Consider the following 14,685-nt stretch of genomic DNA (forward strand, 5'->3'; position numbering starts at 1 on the left):
TTGGATGACCGAGTTAACCGACCTGGACTTTGATCTTGCGCATATCTGGCATCCTTATACCTCCATGACCGATCCATTGCCGACCTTTAAGGTAAAACAGGCGCATGGTGCCATCATCGAGCTGGAAGATGGACGGCAACTGATTGATGGCATGTCTTCCTGGTGGTGTGCCATTCATGGCTATAATCATCCTGAACTGAATCAGGCCGTGACGGATCAATTGCACAAGATGTCGCATATCATGTTTGGTGGTTTGACCCATGATCCGGCGATTGAACTTGGCAGACTGTTATTAAAAATTACTCCACCTAGTCTGGACAAAATTTTTTATGCTGACTCTGGATCGGTTGCGGTAGAAGTGGCATTAAAAATGGCGGTGCAGTTTTGGACTGCACAAGGCCAAAGTCAGAAAACCAATTTTGTTACGCCGCGTTCTGGCTATCATGGTGATACCTGGAATGCCATGTCGGTTTGCGATCCGGTCACTGGCATGCATCAGATTTTTGGTTCCAGCCTGCCAAATCGGTTCTTTGTGGCAGCGCCACAAATTGGCTTTGATGATGAATGGAATCAGGATGATATTGCAGAACTGGAACAGGTTTTAAAACAGCATCATTCCAGCATTGCCGCTTTAATTCTGGAACCGATTGTGCAGGGTGCGGGCGGGATGCGTTTTTATCATCCTGAATATTTGCGTCAGGCCAAATTGCTGTGTGAACAATATAAGGTGCTGCTGATTTTTGATGAAATTGCCACGGGTTTTGGCCGCACCGGAAAATTGTTTGCGTGGGAGCATGCCGGCGTTGAGCCGGATATCATGTGCATCGGCAAGGGCTTGACTGGAGGCTATATGACGCTTTCGGCTACCCTCACCAGCAAGCGCGTGGCTGAAACCATTAGTCGGGGCGAGGCAGGGGTGTTTATGCATGGTCCCACCTTTATGGCCAATCCGCTGGCCTGTGCGGTGGCTGTGAAAAGTACCGAGGTTTTATTGGCCCAAGATTGGCAAGCCAATATCCAGCGCATCGAGAAACAGTTACAACAACATCTGCAATCCCTCTTAGAGCTGGATTATGTGCAGGATGTGCGGGTGCTGGGTGCGATTGGTGTGGTAGAGCTGACATTTAATGTGGATATGAAAAGCCTGCAACAACAGTTTGTTAAGCGGGGCATCTGGATACGTCCATTCGGCAAGCTGGTCTATGTGATGCCGCCGTATGTGATTACTGAACAGCAATTGAATACCTTGCTGGAACAATTGGTAAATGTGATGGAGCTGATGCAGGAGGTATCCGCATGAAATTGTTAAATGACCAGCTGTCAAATGCCCCTTTGTTAAATAGTCCTTTGTTAAATGATTATGCAAGCAAGCTGGATGAACTCAGACAGCAGGGCAATCTGCGGCAATTTACCTCCAATGTCCAGCAAGGCCGAATGATTGAAATCCAGGGTCAGCAGATGCTTAACCTGTCCTCCAATGATTATTTGGGATTGGCAGCGGATCTGCAGCTGCGTGAGCAGTTTTTTGATGAAACACCGAATGAACTTCGGATCATGAGTTCATCTTCTTCAAGACTGTTAACCGGAAACTTTCCTGAATACGAGCAGCTGGAAGCCAGTTTGAGTCAGGCTTTTCATGGTCGTGCTGCGCTGTTATTTAACAGTGGTTATCACATGAATATCGGGATTCTGCCCGCTTTAAGCGACAGTAAGACCCTGATTCTGGCCGATAAACTGGTGCATGCCAGCATGATTGACGGTATCCGTTTATCCTCTGCAAAGTACGTACGTTATCGGCACAATGACCTGAAGCATCTACAACAGCTTTTACAGCAATATCATACAGATGAGGCTTTTGAGCGCATTATTGTAGTGACGGAATCCATTTTCAGCATGGATGGCGACGAAACCGATCTGGCTGAACTGGTGCGCATCAAACAGCAATTTTCTAAGGTGATGCTGTATGTCGATGAAGCGCATGCGATTGGCGTACGTGGCGAGCAGGGCCTAGGCTGTGCAGAACAATATGCAGTGATTGATGAGATTGACCTGCTGGTTGGAACTTTCGGGAAAGCCTTGGCATCGGTCGGAGGATATCTGATTTGCCATCCCGTCATCCGGGAATATCTGATCAACTCCATGCGTCCACTGATTTTCAGTACCGCGCAGCCACCCCTGTGTATGGCGTGGACCCATTTTATTTTCCAGAAGGTTTTAGGCTTAAAACAGCAACGTCAGCATCTGCAACAGATCAGTCAAAATCTGCAACAGTCGGTACAGGCCAAAGGTTTTGACTGTCCTTCGACTTCACATATTGTGCCGGTGATTATTGGCGAGTCGCAAAAGACGGTAGAAAAAGCCCGGCAGCTACAACAGGCCGGATTTTATATCATGCCGGTGCGTCCACCTACAGTACCAAAACACAGTTCAAGATTGCGTATTTCACTGACGTCTCAAGTCCATCAGGCTGACCTTGAGCAGCTGGTGGCGTTGCTGTGAGTTGTAGCCGTGAATATTGATAAGTCTCAAGTTGCACAGCGTTTTGCCAAGGCAGGTCAAAGCTATGCCAAACATGCCATCGTGCAAAAACAGATTTGCCAACATCTGCTGCAATTGATGCAGCACTATCTGCCAAGTAACAGCCTGAACCGTATGTTTGAAATCGGTTGTGGCTCGGGCAATTTAAGCCATTTGCTGATGCAAAACTTTGAAATAAAGCAGTTGTTTTTAAATGATCTATATCCCGAAGTTCAGCAGCATTTTCAGCATGATCCAAAATTGCAATGGCTGATTGGCGATGTGGAACAACTGGATTTTCCACAATCCCTTGACCTGATCGCTTCCAGTTCGGCTTTGCAATGGGTGGGCGATATCGATTCGATCTTTAAAAAAAGTGCAGCGGCGCTTATCGAAAATGGCTATTTGTGTTTTTCCACTTTCGGTCAGCAGAATTTGCAGCAAATTAAGACACTGACTGGGCAAGGGCTGGATTATCTGACTCTTGATGAGATTCAGAACAAGCTGGTCAAGCAGGGTTTTGAAATCCTGCATCTTTCCGAGAGTCTGGAAACACTGAATTTTTCCCATCCTAAAGCTGTGCTGCAACATTTAAAGGCCACCGGGGTCACGGCAACCGCCTCGCAGCACCGTTGGAGCAAACAGTCTTTACAGCAGTTTTATCAGGACTATCAGCAATTTTCACAGCTGGATCAATCTGGTCAGCGCCATTATCAGCTGAGCTATCATCCTATTTATTGCATTGCACGGAGCAAGCCATGACAGCACCCGTTTATTTTATCAGTGGCATTGATACTGGTATTGGCAAGACCTATACCACAGGTTATCTGGCGAAGTTGTGGAATGAACAGGGCAAGAAAACCATCACCCAGAAACTGGTGCAAACCGGCAATACCGATATTTCTGAAGATATTGAACAGCACCGTAAAATGATGCAGATGGGCTGGTTTCCGGAAGATGAAAGCAAACTCACCATGCCGGAAATTTTTACTTATCCGGCTTCCCCGCATTTGGCGACTAAAATTGATGGGCGTGAAATCGACTTCCAGAAAATTGCCGATGCGACCCGGCAATTAACTGAAAAATATGAAGTAGTGTTGCTGGAAGGTGCGGGCGGTTTAATGGTGCCTTTAACCACAGAACTGTTAACCATTGATTATATTGCTGAACAGAAATTTCCGGTGATTCTGGTCAGTTCCGGTCGTTTGGGCAGTATCAATCATACTTTACTCAGTCTGGAAGCCTTGAAAAGTCGTGGTCTGGAATTGTTTGCACTGACCTATAACCTGAATGATGAATCACAGGACCAGCTGATTTCCAGAGATACTTCGAATTATCTGAAAAGCTATCTGGCGATGCATTTCCCAGATGCACAGTGGATTGATATTCCCGTTTTATCCTAATTCTCCCCTAAAAAAGGGTATAAAAAAGCCACTCAATCGAGTTAATGCCATTCAGTTAAGAAATTGACTGGCATTTTCTTTTTTAAATTTATGACTGTAGTGGATATGTGGGAAAGTCATCCGCAACTGTTTGAGGCAAGACTACATTTAAAAATGATTGTTTCTGCGACAAATTTGCTAGTTGATAGTGGCTGACGAGTTTTGCGGATGACAAATGCCTTTGGTTACTTTGGGCGAAACCAAAGTAACAAATGAGCTGCAAAAGTTTGATTTAAAACGGTAAGACTCCGTCATGAATTACTAAAAAATTAAGGAGTTTATTTCTAAACTCCTTAACTGATCAGCATTAACTCAATCGAGTGACTTTTGATTGCAAGCAAAGCTTTTAAAAATTAAAACTTCTTAAAGCTTTTGTTGCCAAATGGTTTACGTGGTGCATTTTCATCACGGCGTTCACGTTGGCCATATGTAGCCTGATTGCCAAAGTTGTCAGGACGGTTTTCACGTTGTGTATAGCTGTTGCCTTGACGCGGTTCACGCTGAGCATAAGTGTTTGAGTTGCTGTCTTGACGGCGCTCACCGCGTGGGGCAAAACCGTTGCCATTATTGCCGTCACGACGTTCACGTTGGCCATAACTATTGCCATTGCTGTCACGACGTTGTGCATACCCATTCTGGTTTTCACGGCGATCGCGCTGTGCATAAGCCATTGGGCTTTGATTTTCACCTTCTTCGCTGTCACGGCGTTGCTGACGCAAATAACCGCCACGACGTGCAGCCATAGGTTTTTCTTGCATACGCTCAGTACGGCGTTTTGCCATACCAAACAGGCCTGTGCCTTGACGCGGTTTCAACTCAACAGATTTGGTCAAGTTGTCGATGTCGGCTTTATCCAGTTCCATCCAGCGGCCGGTACGAAGTTCACGCGGTAAAATCACGGTACCGTAACGGGTACGCAGCAAGCGGCTGACTTTCAAGCCTTGTGATTCAAAAATACGGCGCACTTCACGGTTACGGCCTTCTTTCACCACCACTTGATACCAGCGGTTGATGCCGTCACCACCAATTTCCGCGAAAGATTCAAATTTTGCCGGGCCATCATCTAAAACAACGCCCTGAAGCATGTTGTTTTTGATTTGTGGGGTCACTTCACCCATTACACGAACGGCATATTCACGTTCAATTTCATTTGATGGGTGCATTAGACGGTTGGCCAATTCACCATCATTCGTGAACAGTAAAAGACCGGTTGAATTAATGTCCAGACGGCCGACCATCACCCAGCGATCATTGGCAATTGCAGGCAATTGTTCAAATACGGTCGGACGTTGTTCAGGATCATTGCGTGAGCAAATTTCACCTTCGGGTTTGTAATAAATCAGAACGCGACGACGAATTTCATCTTCAATCTGAAACTGGACTTTACGACCATCGATGCGAAGCTCATCACCCGGTTCAATGCGTTCACCCACTTGGGCAACGCGTCCATTGATGCTTACACGACCAGCGGCAATGACTTCTTCCATATAACGGCGAGAACCCAAACCTACGCGTGCAAGCACCTTTTGTAATTTTTCACTCATGACAGCATAACCTTAGAAATTATCATCAACAGTTCACCTATCTACGACTTCGCTGCGTGAGCATCGAGCGCCATAAAAGCTTCCTTGGCATCCTGCAGGGGAGGCAATTGGCCTAAAGACGTCAGGCCAAAAGCATTTAAAAATTGTGGCGTTGTAACTAACAACGCGGGTCTTCCCGGAAGCTCTCTAAAACCGGACTCTTTAATCCAGTTCCAGTCAAACAATGATCTTAAGATCTGGCTATTGTTTGAAACTCCACGAATCTGTTCAATATCTGCTCGGGTTACTGGTTGATGATAAGCAATCACAGCAAGGGTTTCGAGCAGGGTGGGCGACAAGCGAGTTGGTCGTTCCGGCCACACCTGGGTAATGATATTGCGATATTTTGCCCGAACCTGGAAACGGAACCCTTGTGCGGTTTCTACCAGTTCAATCGATCTGCCATGTTGTAACATGGCGAGCTGTTGTAACAACTGACGCAATTCCTGTTTATTATATTGATTTTGGAATGCTTCTTTCAAACGTGCAAGCGAAACTGCGCTTTCACTGGCAAAAATAATGGCTTCTAGCTGCATCAGCACTTCATGTTGATTCTCGGCAACAGAGAGAGATGTGGTCTGATGATCCATTAGGCAGCTACTCCTTGAATTGCAAGTGGCGCTTCAATACCGCTGGCAATAATAGTCACTTTCTGTTGCCGGGTGAGTTCTAAAATGGCCATAAATGTAACCACCATGCCCATGCGCCCCTGGCTGGGTTTAAGCAGGGTTTCAAAATGTAGAATTTCACCCGACTCTAAGCGGCTTTCAATAAAGGCAATACGTTCTTCAAGCAGCACCGGTTCTTGCTGGATTTGATGGATGATTGGTTCTGGGCGGTTGAAGATACAAAACAGGGCATCACGTAACTGGCTTGCCTCATAGCCTTCATTGATTTGCACCACCTGACCCAGACTAATATTTGCCGGAAAAGTATCACGTTCCAGAACCGGCATCTGCCCCAGGCGTTCAGCTGCCTGTTTTACCCTCAAATAGGTTTCCAGCCGGTCAATCAGTTCCTGTTTGGGATCTTTTTCAACGACAACGCTGGCACTCGGTTTTGGTAACAGCAGCCGTGATTTAAGATCGGCCAATAATGCCGCCATCACCATATAATCTGCTGTCAGCTCAATATTCAGCGACTTCATGGCATCCATATAAGACAGATACTGAGCAGCAATGGGAGCGATATCGAGCTGTAATAAGTCGAAACCGTTTTTTTGAATCAGGTAAATTAGGAAGTCGAGTGGACCTTCGAAATGCTCTAGCAGAATTTCAAATGCAGCAGGAGGAATATATAAATCCTCTGGAATCGTATCTTGCCACTCATCCATAACGCGGATAGATGAGCTTGGCTCCATAGGATTATGGACAGGTTGATTCATTGCAGTTTTAAGCCACGCGAATTTTCAAAGGCATGCAGGAAGATGCTTTTGCCTCGATCTCGCATCGAAAGAAAAAGCACGTAAATTAATAAGCGCTAGTGTAATGGAAATTTGACTTCAAATAAATTAGTTAAGTCATCAAATACAAAAAAACCTGAAATTCAGTCAGGTTTTTTAACTGGCTTGATAATGTGAAATGCATAGCTGTTGTAGGGTTTTATTTTTTTTTGCCCGATCCATTGGATGGATTTTACATTGTTATGAAAAAAACGTTATGAAAAAAACGTATGAAAAAACGGGCCAGCTCAGCAGCTATGAGCGAAGTTCAGCTGAAGCAAGTTTGGCGACGTGTGAATAGTGAAATCGATCACAGCTGCTGAACTTATTTACCTTATACGGGTTTTGGAAATGCAGCGGAATTGCAAACTGCTCTTGAACATAACTTTAATTTCAAAAAATCAATTCATTGTCTGGTTGAAGTCAGTCATGCAATTGTGAGTTGGTTAAGTTTGACCAATCAATGCCTTGCCAATTGTGCTTAATGATCTGTTGAGGTGGATGTCGACAACTTGAGTGCGAATTCGATGATCCGTTGCGCACTGTCTCGGATGCATAAATCTTGAGTTTGATCGAGGCTGAATAATTTGTGAATAACGGCAATTTCCAGAAAAAATGCATAGGTGTTGTCGATCATCGCAGAAGGGGATTGCTCAGCATCTGCCTTCATAATTTTCACTTTAGACTCAAGTGTCCAGGGCATTTCCGCATAAATGCGGCTATTTGTCTCAAAATCATGATAGTTGAGCAGCACATAAAACAGATCCATTCTCGCACTACTCCTTGATCCTGAACATTCCCTTTAATATCTAAACTTAACCGTGCTTATTCAAACGCGCTGACATCACCCATACCGCGACGGATCACTTCAGGATTTTCACCGGATAAATCTACAATACTGGTGGTGCTTAAGGTGCCCAAGCCGCTATCAATAAACACATCAATACGTTTTTCCAACTGCTGTTCGATGTCATAAGGGTCATCTAAAGGATCGTCCTGACCGGGAAGAATCAGGGTGCTGGTTAACAGCGGTTCACCCAATTCCTTAAGCAACATCTGGCAAACACGGTTGCTGGGAATGCGCAGGCCAATGGTTTTCTTTTTCGGGTGCATCAGGCGACGCGGCACTTCGCTGGTCGCAGGTAAAATAAAGGTGGTTACCGCCGGGGTATTGTTTTTAAGCAAACGATACATGGCATTGTCCACTTTGGCATAGGTCGCGATATCGGATAAATCACAACAGATAATGGCATATTGATGTTTGGGGCCGAGACCACGAATCTGGGCAATCCGTTCCATGGCATTCTTGTTTCCAATCTGGCAGCCAATGGCGTAGGCGGCATCGGTCGGATAGACCACGACATCCCCGGCGCGGATTCGTTCTACCGCCTGACTGATCAGACGCGGCTGAGGATTATCAGGATGTAGTCTTAAATGCAGCATATTTATTCTCCCCTGATTTGTTATTAGAGATTATCTGTTGATTTTACAAAGTCTTGCAATCTGGCTTTGATGATTTTGTGTAATTTAATCCAGCATGTCACGTTGAAATTCGTCACTTTGTAATGTTTTGCCACCCCGGGTGCAGGCACAGATACAGGCAATAAAATGTGCAGCATCACGTGGCAACTTCGCTTCACCGGAAAAATAACGCTGTACTTGAGCAAAAACATTGTCTTTAAATGTGGCGCCATCTCCGCCATCTCCGGTCAGGTTATCCAGAGATACACGGAATTTACGACCAAAGGCCTTGGCGAACATCCATTCAATCGCTTGCGGCTTAATCTCGACCTGCTCAAATAAAGCCTGCTGTTCTGCCGTGCGACCATCGGGAGCATACCAATAGCCTAGGTCTGCTAATAAACGGCGCTTTTCACCGGCAATGGTCCAGTGACTGATTTCATGCAGGGCACTATTAAAGAAACCGTGGGCAAATTGAATGCGGGCAGGCGCATCTTTGGTTGCCGGGAAATATTCAGGTTCAAAATCACCTTTGACTAAACACACATTTAAGTGGGAAAACCAGTGATTAAAGTGTAGTATAAGCCAATCAACTTGTTGAGCTTCAGTTTGCAAGCTGGCCCAGGGTGAGCGTTGCACAGGGTCGATAGAAACAGCAGAACTTGAGGTTGAATAAGTGGTTAACTGTAATGAAGTGGTGACTTCAGGTTGCGGCTGCAACTGATGCATGACTTGTATTACCCAATTGATCTGTCTAAATAAGTACAAAATTGTATCTTAATCTTTGACAGAGTACCGATGAATTTGTAGAATTGCCGCCTTAATTATGTCAGCAAATACCTTTCCGGCACAGATTGAGCCGTTTAAATGGGCTGAACAAGGCTTTACATGGTCAGGTACACTGCCATTGTCTCGCTTTGTTCGTATTTCCCGTGAAGCTGTTGGATCAATTGATGATCAATTGATTAACATAGACTGTAAGCTATCAATGGATGCGTATCATCGTATCGTATGGTTAGATGGTCATGTTGAAACGAAAGTGCCAATGGAATGTCAGCGTTGTCTGAATCCCGTTGAAATCCCTCTCGTTTCAGACTTTCATTTAGCGCTTGTGGATGATGAATCACTGATAGAGCGCTTGGATGAGGATGCTGATTTCATCGTCTTAGGTGAAAGTGAAGCAACGACAAAAGGTAGCTATGATGCGCCTGCGACGGCTGATTTACTTTCTCTGATAGAGGATGAATTGTTATTGTTGTTGCCTTTGTCTCCTAAGCATGACACTTGTGAGCATAAGCATCAACCTGCCACAGATGACATTGTCGAAGAAAAACGGGATAACCCGTTTGACGTTTTGGCAAGTTTGAAGGGTAAACTTAACTAATTTTTGTGTTATACTGTTAAGTATAAGACAACTGAATTTGTTCTGATCCATTTTTTCGATCTTTGTAAGGAGCCATCATGGCCGTTCAGCAAAACCGTAAAAGTCGCTCTCGCCGTGACATGCGCCGTTCACATGACGCTTTAACCGAGAATGCATTAACTGTAGACCAAGCTACTGGCGAGACTCACCGTCGTCACCACGTATCTAAAGATGGTATCTACCGTGGTCGCCAATTATTCGCTAAAGCATCTGCTGAATAATTGATGATGTATTAAGCGTCAAGCTTAGTAGAAAAAATGGGAGCGTTAAGCTCCCTTTTTTTATGGCGTCTTTTTGTTGTATTTGGCAATTACCAAAACAAAAATTAAGTGGTAAATTTCGTTCCGTAAATAAGCTTACATAAGTGTATGTTGAATATTTAACCGATCGTCGAATAACAATGTCACTTCATTAAAGGATTTTTTTATGTCTGCTAAACCACTCGAGCAGATCGCTCAAGCAACGAAAACAGCATTTGTATTTCCGGGTCAAGGCTCACAAAAAGTCGGCATGCTTGCAGAATTGGCTGAACAGTTTAGTAGCGTGACAGAAACTTTTGCAGAAGCATCGGCAGCGGTAGGTTTTGACCTCTGGCAGATCGCACAAAGCGGCGAAGGTTTAAATCAGACTGAATTTACCCAGCCTGTACTGCTCACTGCCAGTATTGCACTCTGGCGTGTGTGGCTAGAGTTGGGTGGGGTAGCGCCAAAATATCTTGCAGGACACTCACTGGGTGAGTACAGTGCATTGGTTGCTGCCGGAGCGATTTCACTGGGTGATGCCGTTAAATTGGTGAATTTGCGCGGCAAACTCATGCAAGATGCAGTACCTCAAGGTCAGGGTGCAATGGCGGCAATTTTGGGTCTGGAAGATGCCAAAGTGCTTGAACTATGCGAACAGGTCAATATCCAGGGACGCGGTTCAGTAGAAGCTGCCAACTATAATGCTCAAGGTCAAGTAGTGATTGCCGGCGACAAGACACTGGTCGAAGCGGTAATGGAATTGGCAAAAGAAAATGGAGGGAAAGCGATTAGCTTACCTGTGTCTGTTCCATCGCATTGTTCGCTGATGAAACCGGCTGCCGACAAATTTGCGCAAGCTTTGGAACAAACTGCCATTGAGCTGCCTAGCCTTCCTGTAATACAAAATGTCAACGCGGAAATCGCGACAGATGTAGCAGGATTACGTCAGGCATTGACTGCACAATTGTATCAATCTGTGCAATGGACCAAGACCGTGCAGTTCCTTCAAGATCAGGGAGTGCAGTATGTGGTTGAGTGTGGTCCGGGCAATGTGTTGGCTAACCTTGCGAAGCGTTTACCAAATATCAATAAAGCATTCCCACTCGACAGTAAAAGTCGTATGGAGGATGCGCTAAATGCCATTTTAGTGGCTGAAGGGAAAATTGCATGACACAGCAACGCAAAGTCGCATTAGTGACAGGCGCGAGCAGAGGGATTGGCGCAGCCATCGCTCAGCAATTGATTCAAGACGGTTATTTTGTAGTGGGAACTGCCACTTCAGAAGCAGGTGCAGAAAAATTATCTGCCAGTTTTACTGAAAATGGCGCTGGTGCAGTGCTGGATGTGCGTGATGCGGCAGCCATTGATGCATTAGTTACAGATATTGAACAAAAATACGGTCCTGTTCTGGTATTGGTCAATAATGCCGGCATTACCAAAGATAATTTGTTACTACGTATGTCTGAAGATGATTGGGATGACATTCTCAACATTCATTTGAAAGCCGTATACCGTCTGTCTAAACGTGTTTTAAAAGGTATGACCAAAGCGCGTTTTGGCCGCATTATTAACATCAGTTCTGTTGTAGCCCACTTTGCAAACCCGGGACAAGCCAACTATTCTGCTGCCAAAGCAGGCATAGAGGCGTTTGGCCGCAGTCTTGCAAAAGAAATGGGTAGCCGCCAAATTACCGTGAATGCCGTGGCACCTGGTTTTATTGCAACGGAAATGACGGATCAATTAAGCGAAGACATTCGTAAAAAAATGAGTGATCAAGTGGCCTTAAACCGTTTAGGTGATCCACAAGATATCGCAAATGCCGTGAGTTTTTTAGCGAGTGAGAAAGCAAGCTATATCACTGGTACTGTTTTACATGTAAATGGTGGTCTATACATGAGCTAAGCTCAAGTATAAACTTTGCAAAAATAATATATTCAATTAAACTAACGGCATTAAAAACGCCACAAGCAATGAGGAGAATTCCTGTGAGCGATATCGAACTACGTATCAAACAAGCGGTTGCAGAACAACTTGGTCTTAAAGCTGAAGAAATCAAAAACGAAGCATCTTTCATGGATGACTTAGGTGCTGACTCTTTGGACTTAGTTGAGCTTGTTATGTCTTTCGAAAATGATTTTGACATCACTATCCCTGATGAAGATTCTAACGAAATCACAACTGTTCAATCAGCGATTGACTATGTTTCTAAGAAACTAGGTTAATTGTTGTTTCAGCTCTGCTGAATATGAAGAAGCCACCTTTTAGGTGGCTTTTTTATTTTTATTCATGATCAAAATCATAATTACATATCTTTACTGTTGCCTGACCAAAGACAACCTTTCAGCGAATAAATTTTAGGTATAAAAAAAGGGCGCTATTTCAAATCGCATGAATAATAATGATGGAGAAATACAATGGGTCTTTTCGATTTTGTAAAAGGTATTGGTAAAAAAAATACGGCACCAGCAGAACCGCAGCCAGCTCCGGCCGCATCACCTACTCCAGCAGAACCTTCTGCACAAGAAATTGCAAACAAGCTTCTGGGACATATTAAAGCTTTAGGCTTGCCGGTGACCGGTTTATCGGTGACTTATAATGGCAGCAGCGATCTGGCGACCATTAAGGGGCAAGTACAAAGCCAGGCCGACCGCGAAAAAATTGTCCTAGCTGTAGGGAATATCGATCATGTGGCTAAAGTCGATGACCAAATGACAGTGGTTACGCCTGCTCCGGAAAGTAAATTCTATACGGTTAAATCGGGCGATACCCTGTCCAAGATTTCAAAAGAATATTATGGGGATGTCAATCAATACAACAAAATCTTCGAGGCTAACCGTCCCTTGTTAAAAGATGCTGATGACATTTTTCCCGGGCAGGTACTGCGTATTCCTGCTTAAATAGAACTCGATAGAAAAGCGCTGAGCGCGCTTTTCTATCGAAGTTTGTGCTGTAATTTCTGTCTGGCGAGTTGTGCTCTACCTAAAAAAAACTTAGGGTCTAAATCATAGTGTTTTGCCAAAATCTGAATCAGTTTTTTTCGGTTGTCTTTATTGAACATATTCAGATCAATATGCGCCATTTTATATTGCTTGCGAAACTCGGGTTTTAGAATAAATCCAAGACGACTCATTTTCCACAGTTGCTCTTGGCTGAATGCCTTTGCTGTAAGTGGCTTATGTGCACGATACCTTGAGAGATAAGAGGAGTAAAGCTGGGTCTTTAAGAGCCTGTTGCGCTGTACCATGTTATTGAGCTTTATTCCAAAACTTTGTATGGATATGCTTTGGCTGGTGACGACCAGTTTCATATTTATTGCAATCAATGCCAGCATGATGACCAGTGTCAGAACAAGACAACCCGGCATGGACTGATGCAATAAATACTGAATCAGGCTGCTGAAATCGTGAACCCTGGTGTAGCTGCTGAGTGAGTGTTGAGCTAAAACAATAAATATGGCAGGAATAAAGATCAGTCCGATGAAATAGCGGGGAAGATAACGACATTGAAATAGAGGATATTCAGTAGGTATGTCCATTCATCATCACCTTTCAAGAAAAGTATAAAGAGGGCATGATTGCTATTTCTTTCACAATGATTGTTCCTTTCGGAAACAGGCGGTAAATTTTCCTCCAATTAAGTTGCCATTAAATTTTTAATGCTTGTTTTAACAGATGATTTTCATGTAGTCATTTTTTGTATTTATCTATTTTAAGTTTTTGAGTTTACTTGGGTTTATCTAATTTTGTTATAGATTTGAATAGGAACGTAAATCTTATTATACCATTTTTAAATTCAAATTTTTACACTTTAAGATATCAAATGGTTAGAGAGCTTTTTATCTGTTAAAAAATTACCCAAAAGAAAAAACGAAGCTAACAGGCTAGGGAAAATGTGATTAAAAAAGTTTTAAAAGTGAGTGATTGAACGTATGATTTAAAAGCCAATATAAAGAAAAATAAGGGTTTTTATGAAAGGGCAGATATTAGATTTTTCCATTCAGAGTAATTCGGGTGTCATTAGCGGGGATGATCAAAACCATTATCAGTTTTCTGGAGCGGGCTGGCGTGGGCAAATTCCACCTGCCCGGGGTCAGAAAGTCGATTTTACTGTGGATGGAACCGGTCAGGCCAATGACATTTATGTCCTGAGTTCAGCATCTGCATTTACCAATCAGGTGGGCGAAAAAAACAGGATTGTGGCTGCAATTTTAGCCTTTTTCCTGGGTGGCTTTGGTATTCATAAATTTTATTTGGGGCAAATTGGTTGGGGCATTGTTTACCTGATTTTCTGCTGGACCTTTATTCCTGCACTTGTCGCTTTCATTGAGTTCATCATTTACTTATGTACTTCAGATGAAGATTTTGCTCGAAAATACGGCTAATTTTATTGAAAAAGGGCATGATTGCACTACTGTCCCATAGTTTGCTTTAAATAAAAAAACCTGAGTCTAAATAGTTAAAATATAAGTGCAAACAAACACTTTAACTATAAAGGACTCAGGTTTTGTCACATCAGAATACCGTATTTCATCAATTACTCAAACCCATTTTAAGACAAGATTTTGAACGTCTGGCAA

At 43.8% G+C, this 14,685-nt stretch carries 17 protein-coding genes and 1 pseudogene; 11 read left to right on the forward strand and 7 right to left on the reverse strand.

Annotated features, from left to right (window positions below):
• Positions 1 to 4: 4 nt before the first annotated feature.
• From bioA to bioD, 4 genes are read left to right on the forward strand one after another with little or no spacing between them, the layout of a single operon-like run.
• Positions 5 to 1,300, forward strand: a complete 1,296-nt coding sequence (bioA, locus tag ACPUEY_RS11105; protein ID WP_425122121.1) for an adenosylmethionine--8-amino-7-oxononanoate transaminase — start codon at positions 5 to 7, stop codon at positions 1,298 to 1,300.
• On the forward strand, positions 1,297 to 2,499 hold the full coding sequence (locus ACPUEY_RS11110; RefSeq protein ID WP_425122122.1) for an 8-amino-7-oxononanoate synthase: 1,203 nt from the start codon (positions 1,297 to 1,299) through the stop codon (positions 2,497 to 2,499). The genes bioA and ACPUEY_RS11110 overlap by 4 nt, the downstream gene beginning before the upstream one ends.
• Positions 2,500 to 2,508: 9 nt before the next feature.
• Complete coding sequence (gene bioC, locus ACPUEY_RS11115) at positions 2,509 to 3,279, forward strand: malonyl-ACP O-methyltransferase BioC (protein ID WP_425122123.1); 771 nt, start codon at positions 2,509 to 2,511, stop codon at positions 3,277 to 3,279.
• Positions 3,276 to 3,920: a dethiobiotin synthase gene (gene bioD / locus ACPUEY_RS11120; RefSeq protein ID WP_425122124.1), complete on the forward strand. Its 645-nt coding sequence runs from the start codon at positions 3,276 to 3,278 to the stop codon at positions 3,918 to 3,920. The genes bioC and bioD overlap by 4 nt, the downstream gene beginning before the upstream one ends.
• Before the next feature lie 728 nt (positions 3,921 to 4,648).
• Here the strand turns inward: bioD and rluB are convergent.
• The 6 genes and pseudogenes from rluB to ACPUEY_RS11150 all read right to left on the reverse strand — a co-directional run.
• A pseudogene (gene rluB, locus ACPUEY_RS11125) lies at positions 4,649 to 5,503 on the reverse strand (23S rRNA pseudouridine(2605) synthase RluB); the annotation flags it as partial.
• A 41-nt stretch (positions 5,504 to 5,544) separates the two neighbouring features.
• Positions 5,545 to 6,132, reverse strand: a complete 588-nt coding sequence (gene scpB, locus ACPUEY_RS11130) for an SMC-Scp complex subunit ScpB (RefSeq protein WP_425122125.1) — start codon at positions 6,130 to 6,132, stop codon at positions 5,545 to 5,547.
• Positions 6,132 to 6,926, reverse strand: a complete 795-nt coding sequence (locus ACPUEY_RS11135) for a segregation and condensation protein A (protein ID WP_131273685.1) — start codon at positions 6,924 to 6,926, stop codon at positions 6,132 to 6,134. Before ACPUEY_RS11135 ends, scpB begins: the two co-directional genes overlap by 1 nt.
• A 538-nt stretch (positions 6,927 to 7,464) precedes the next feature.
• Positions 7,465 to 7,752 carry a hypothetical protein gene (locus ACPUEY_RS11140; protein ID WP_425122126.1) on the reverse strand — a complete coding sequence of 96 codons (288 nt, stop codon included), beginning with the start codon at positions 7,750 to 7,752 and terminating at the stop codon, positions 7,465 to 7,467.
• 56 nt (positions 7,753 to 7,808) lie between these two features.
• Positions 7,809 to 8,426, reverse strand: a complete 618-nt coding sequence (locus ACPUEY_RS11145) for an L-threonylcarbamoyladenylate synthase (protein WP_131273683.1) — start codon at positions 8,424 to 8,426, stop codon at positions 7,809 to 7,811.
• Positions 8,427 to 8,510: 84 nt separating this feature from the next.
• Positions 8,511 to 9,173: an elongation factor P hydroxylase gene (locus tag ACPUEY_RS11150; RefSeq protein WP_131273682.1), complete on the reverse strand. Its 663-nt coding sequence runs from the start codon at positions 9,171 to 9,173 to the stop codon at positions 8,511 to 8,513.
• 97 nt (positions 9,174 to 9,270) lie between these two features.
• On the opposite strand from ACPUEY_RS11150, the gene ACPUEY_RS11155 reads away from it, so the two are divergent.
• The 6 genes from ACPUEY_RS11155 to lysM all read left to right on the forward strand — a co-directional run bounded on the left by ACPUEY_RS11155 (position 9,271) and on the right by lysM (position 13,006).
• On the forward strand, positions 9,271 to 9,828 hold the full coding sequence (locus tag ACPUEY_RS11155; RefSeq protein WP_131273681.1) for a YceD family protein: 558 nt from the start codon (positions 9,271 to 9,273) through the stop codon (positions 9,826 to 9,828).
• A 77-nt stretch (positions 9,829 to 9,905) separates the two neighbouring features.
• Entirely contained in the window at positions 9,906 to 10,088 is a 183-nt protein-coding gene (rpmF, locus tag ACPUEY_RS11160; RefSeq protein ID WP_004279227.1) for a 50S ribosomal protein L32, read from the forward strand.
• A gap of 205 nt (positions 10,089 to 10,293) precedes the next feature.
• Complete coding sequence (gene fabD / locus ACPUEY_RS11165; protein ID WP_425122128.1) at positions 10,294 to 11,280, forward strand: ACP S-malonyltransferase; 987 nt, start codon at positions 10,294 to 10,296, stop codon at positions 11,278 to 11,280.
• Complete coding sequence (gene fabG / locus ACPUEY_RS11170; RefSeq protein WP_092818864.1) at positions 11,277 to 12,011, forward strand: 3-oxoacyl-ACP reductase FabG; 735 nt, start codon at positions 11,277 to 11,279, stop codon at positions 12,009 to 12,011. Before fabD ends, fabG begins: the two co-directional genes overlap by 4 nt.
• An 83-nt stretch (positions 12,012 to 12,094) precedes the next feature.
• Positions 12,095 to 12,331, forward strand: a complete 237-nt coding sequence (gene acpP, locus ACPUEY_RS11175) for an acyl carrier protein (protein WP_004651013.1) — start codon at positions 12,095 to 12,097, stop codon at positions 12,329 to 12,331.
• Positions 12,332 to 12,523: 192 nt separating this feature from the next.
• The gene (lysM, locus tag ACPUEY_RS11180) at positions 12,524 to 13,006 is read left to right on the forward strand and encodes a peptidoglycan-binding protein LysM (RefSeq protein WP_425122129.1); all 483 of its coding nucleotides are present in this window, start codon (positions 12,524 to 12,526) and stop codon (positions 13,004 to 13,006) included.
• 35 nt (positions 13,007 to 13,041) lie between these two features.
• Here lysM and ACPUEY_RS11185 read toward each other — a convergent pair whose 3' ends face one another.
• On the reverse strand, positions 13,042 to 13,644 hold the full coding sequence (locus tag ACPUEY_RS11185) for a hypothetical protein (RefSeq protein WP_425122130.1): 603 nt from the start codon (positions 13,642 to 13,644) through the stop codon (positions 13,042 to 13,044).
• A gap of 432 nt (positions 13,645 to 14,076) precedes the next feature.
• Here ACPUEY_RS11185 and ACPUEY_RS11190 point away from each other — a divergent pair, with 432 nt between their 5' ends.
• Positions 14,077 to 14,490, forward strand: a complete 414-nt coding sequence (locus tag ACPUEY_RS11190; RefSeq protein WP_165493295.1) for a TM2 domain-containing protein — start codon at positions 14,077 to 14,079, stop codon at positions 14,488 to 14,490.
• The last annotated feature ends 195 nt before the right edge of the window (positions 14,491 to 14,685 follow it).

Origin of the sequence: Acinetobacter sp. G11 (assembly GCF_049808495.1) — a bacterium.
GTDB lineage: Bacteria > Pseudomonadota > Gammaproteobacteria > Pseudomonadales > Moraxellaceae > Acinetobacter > Acinetobacter kookii.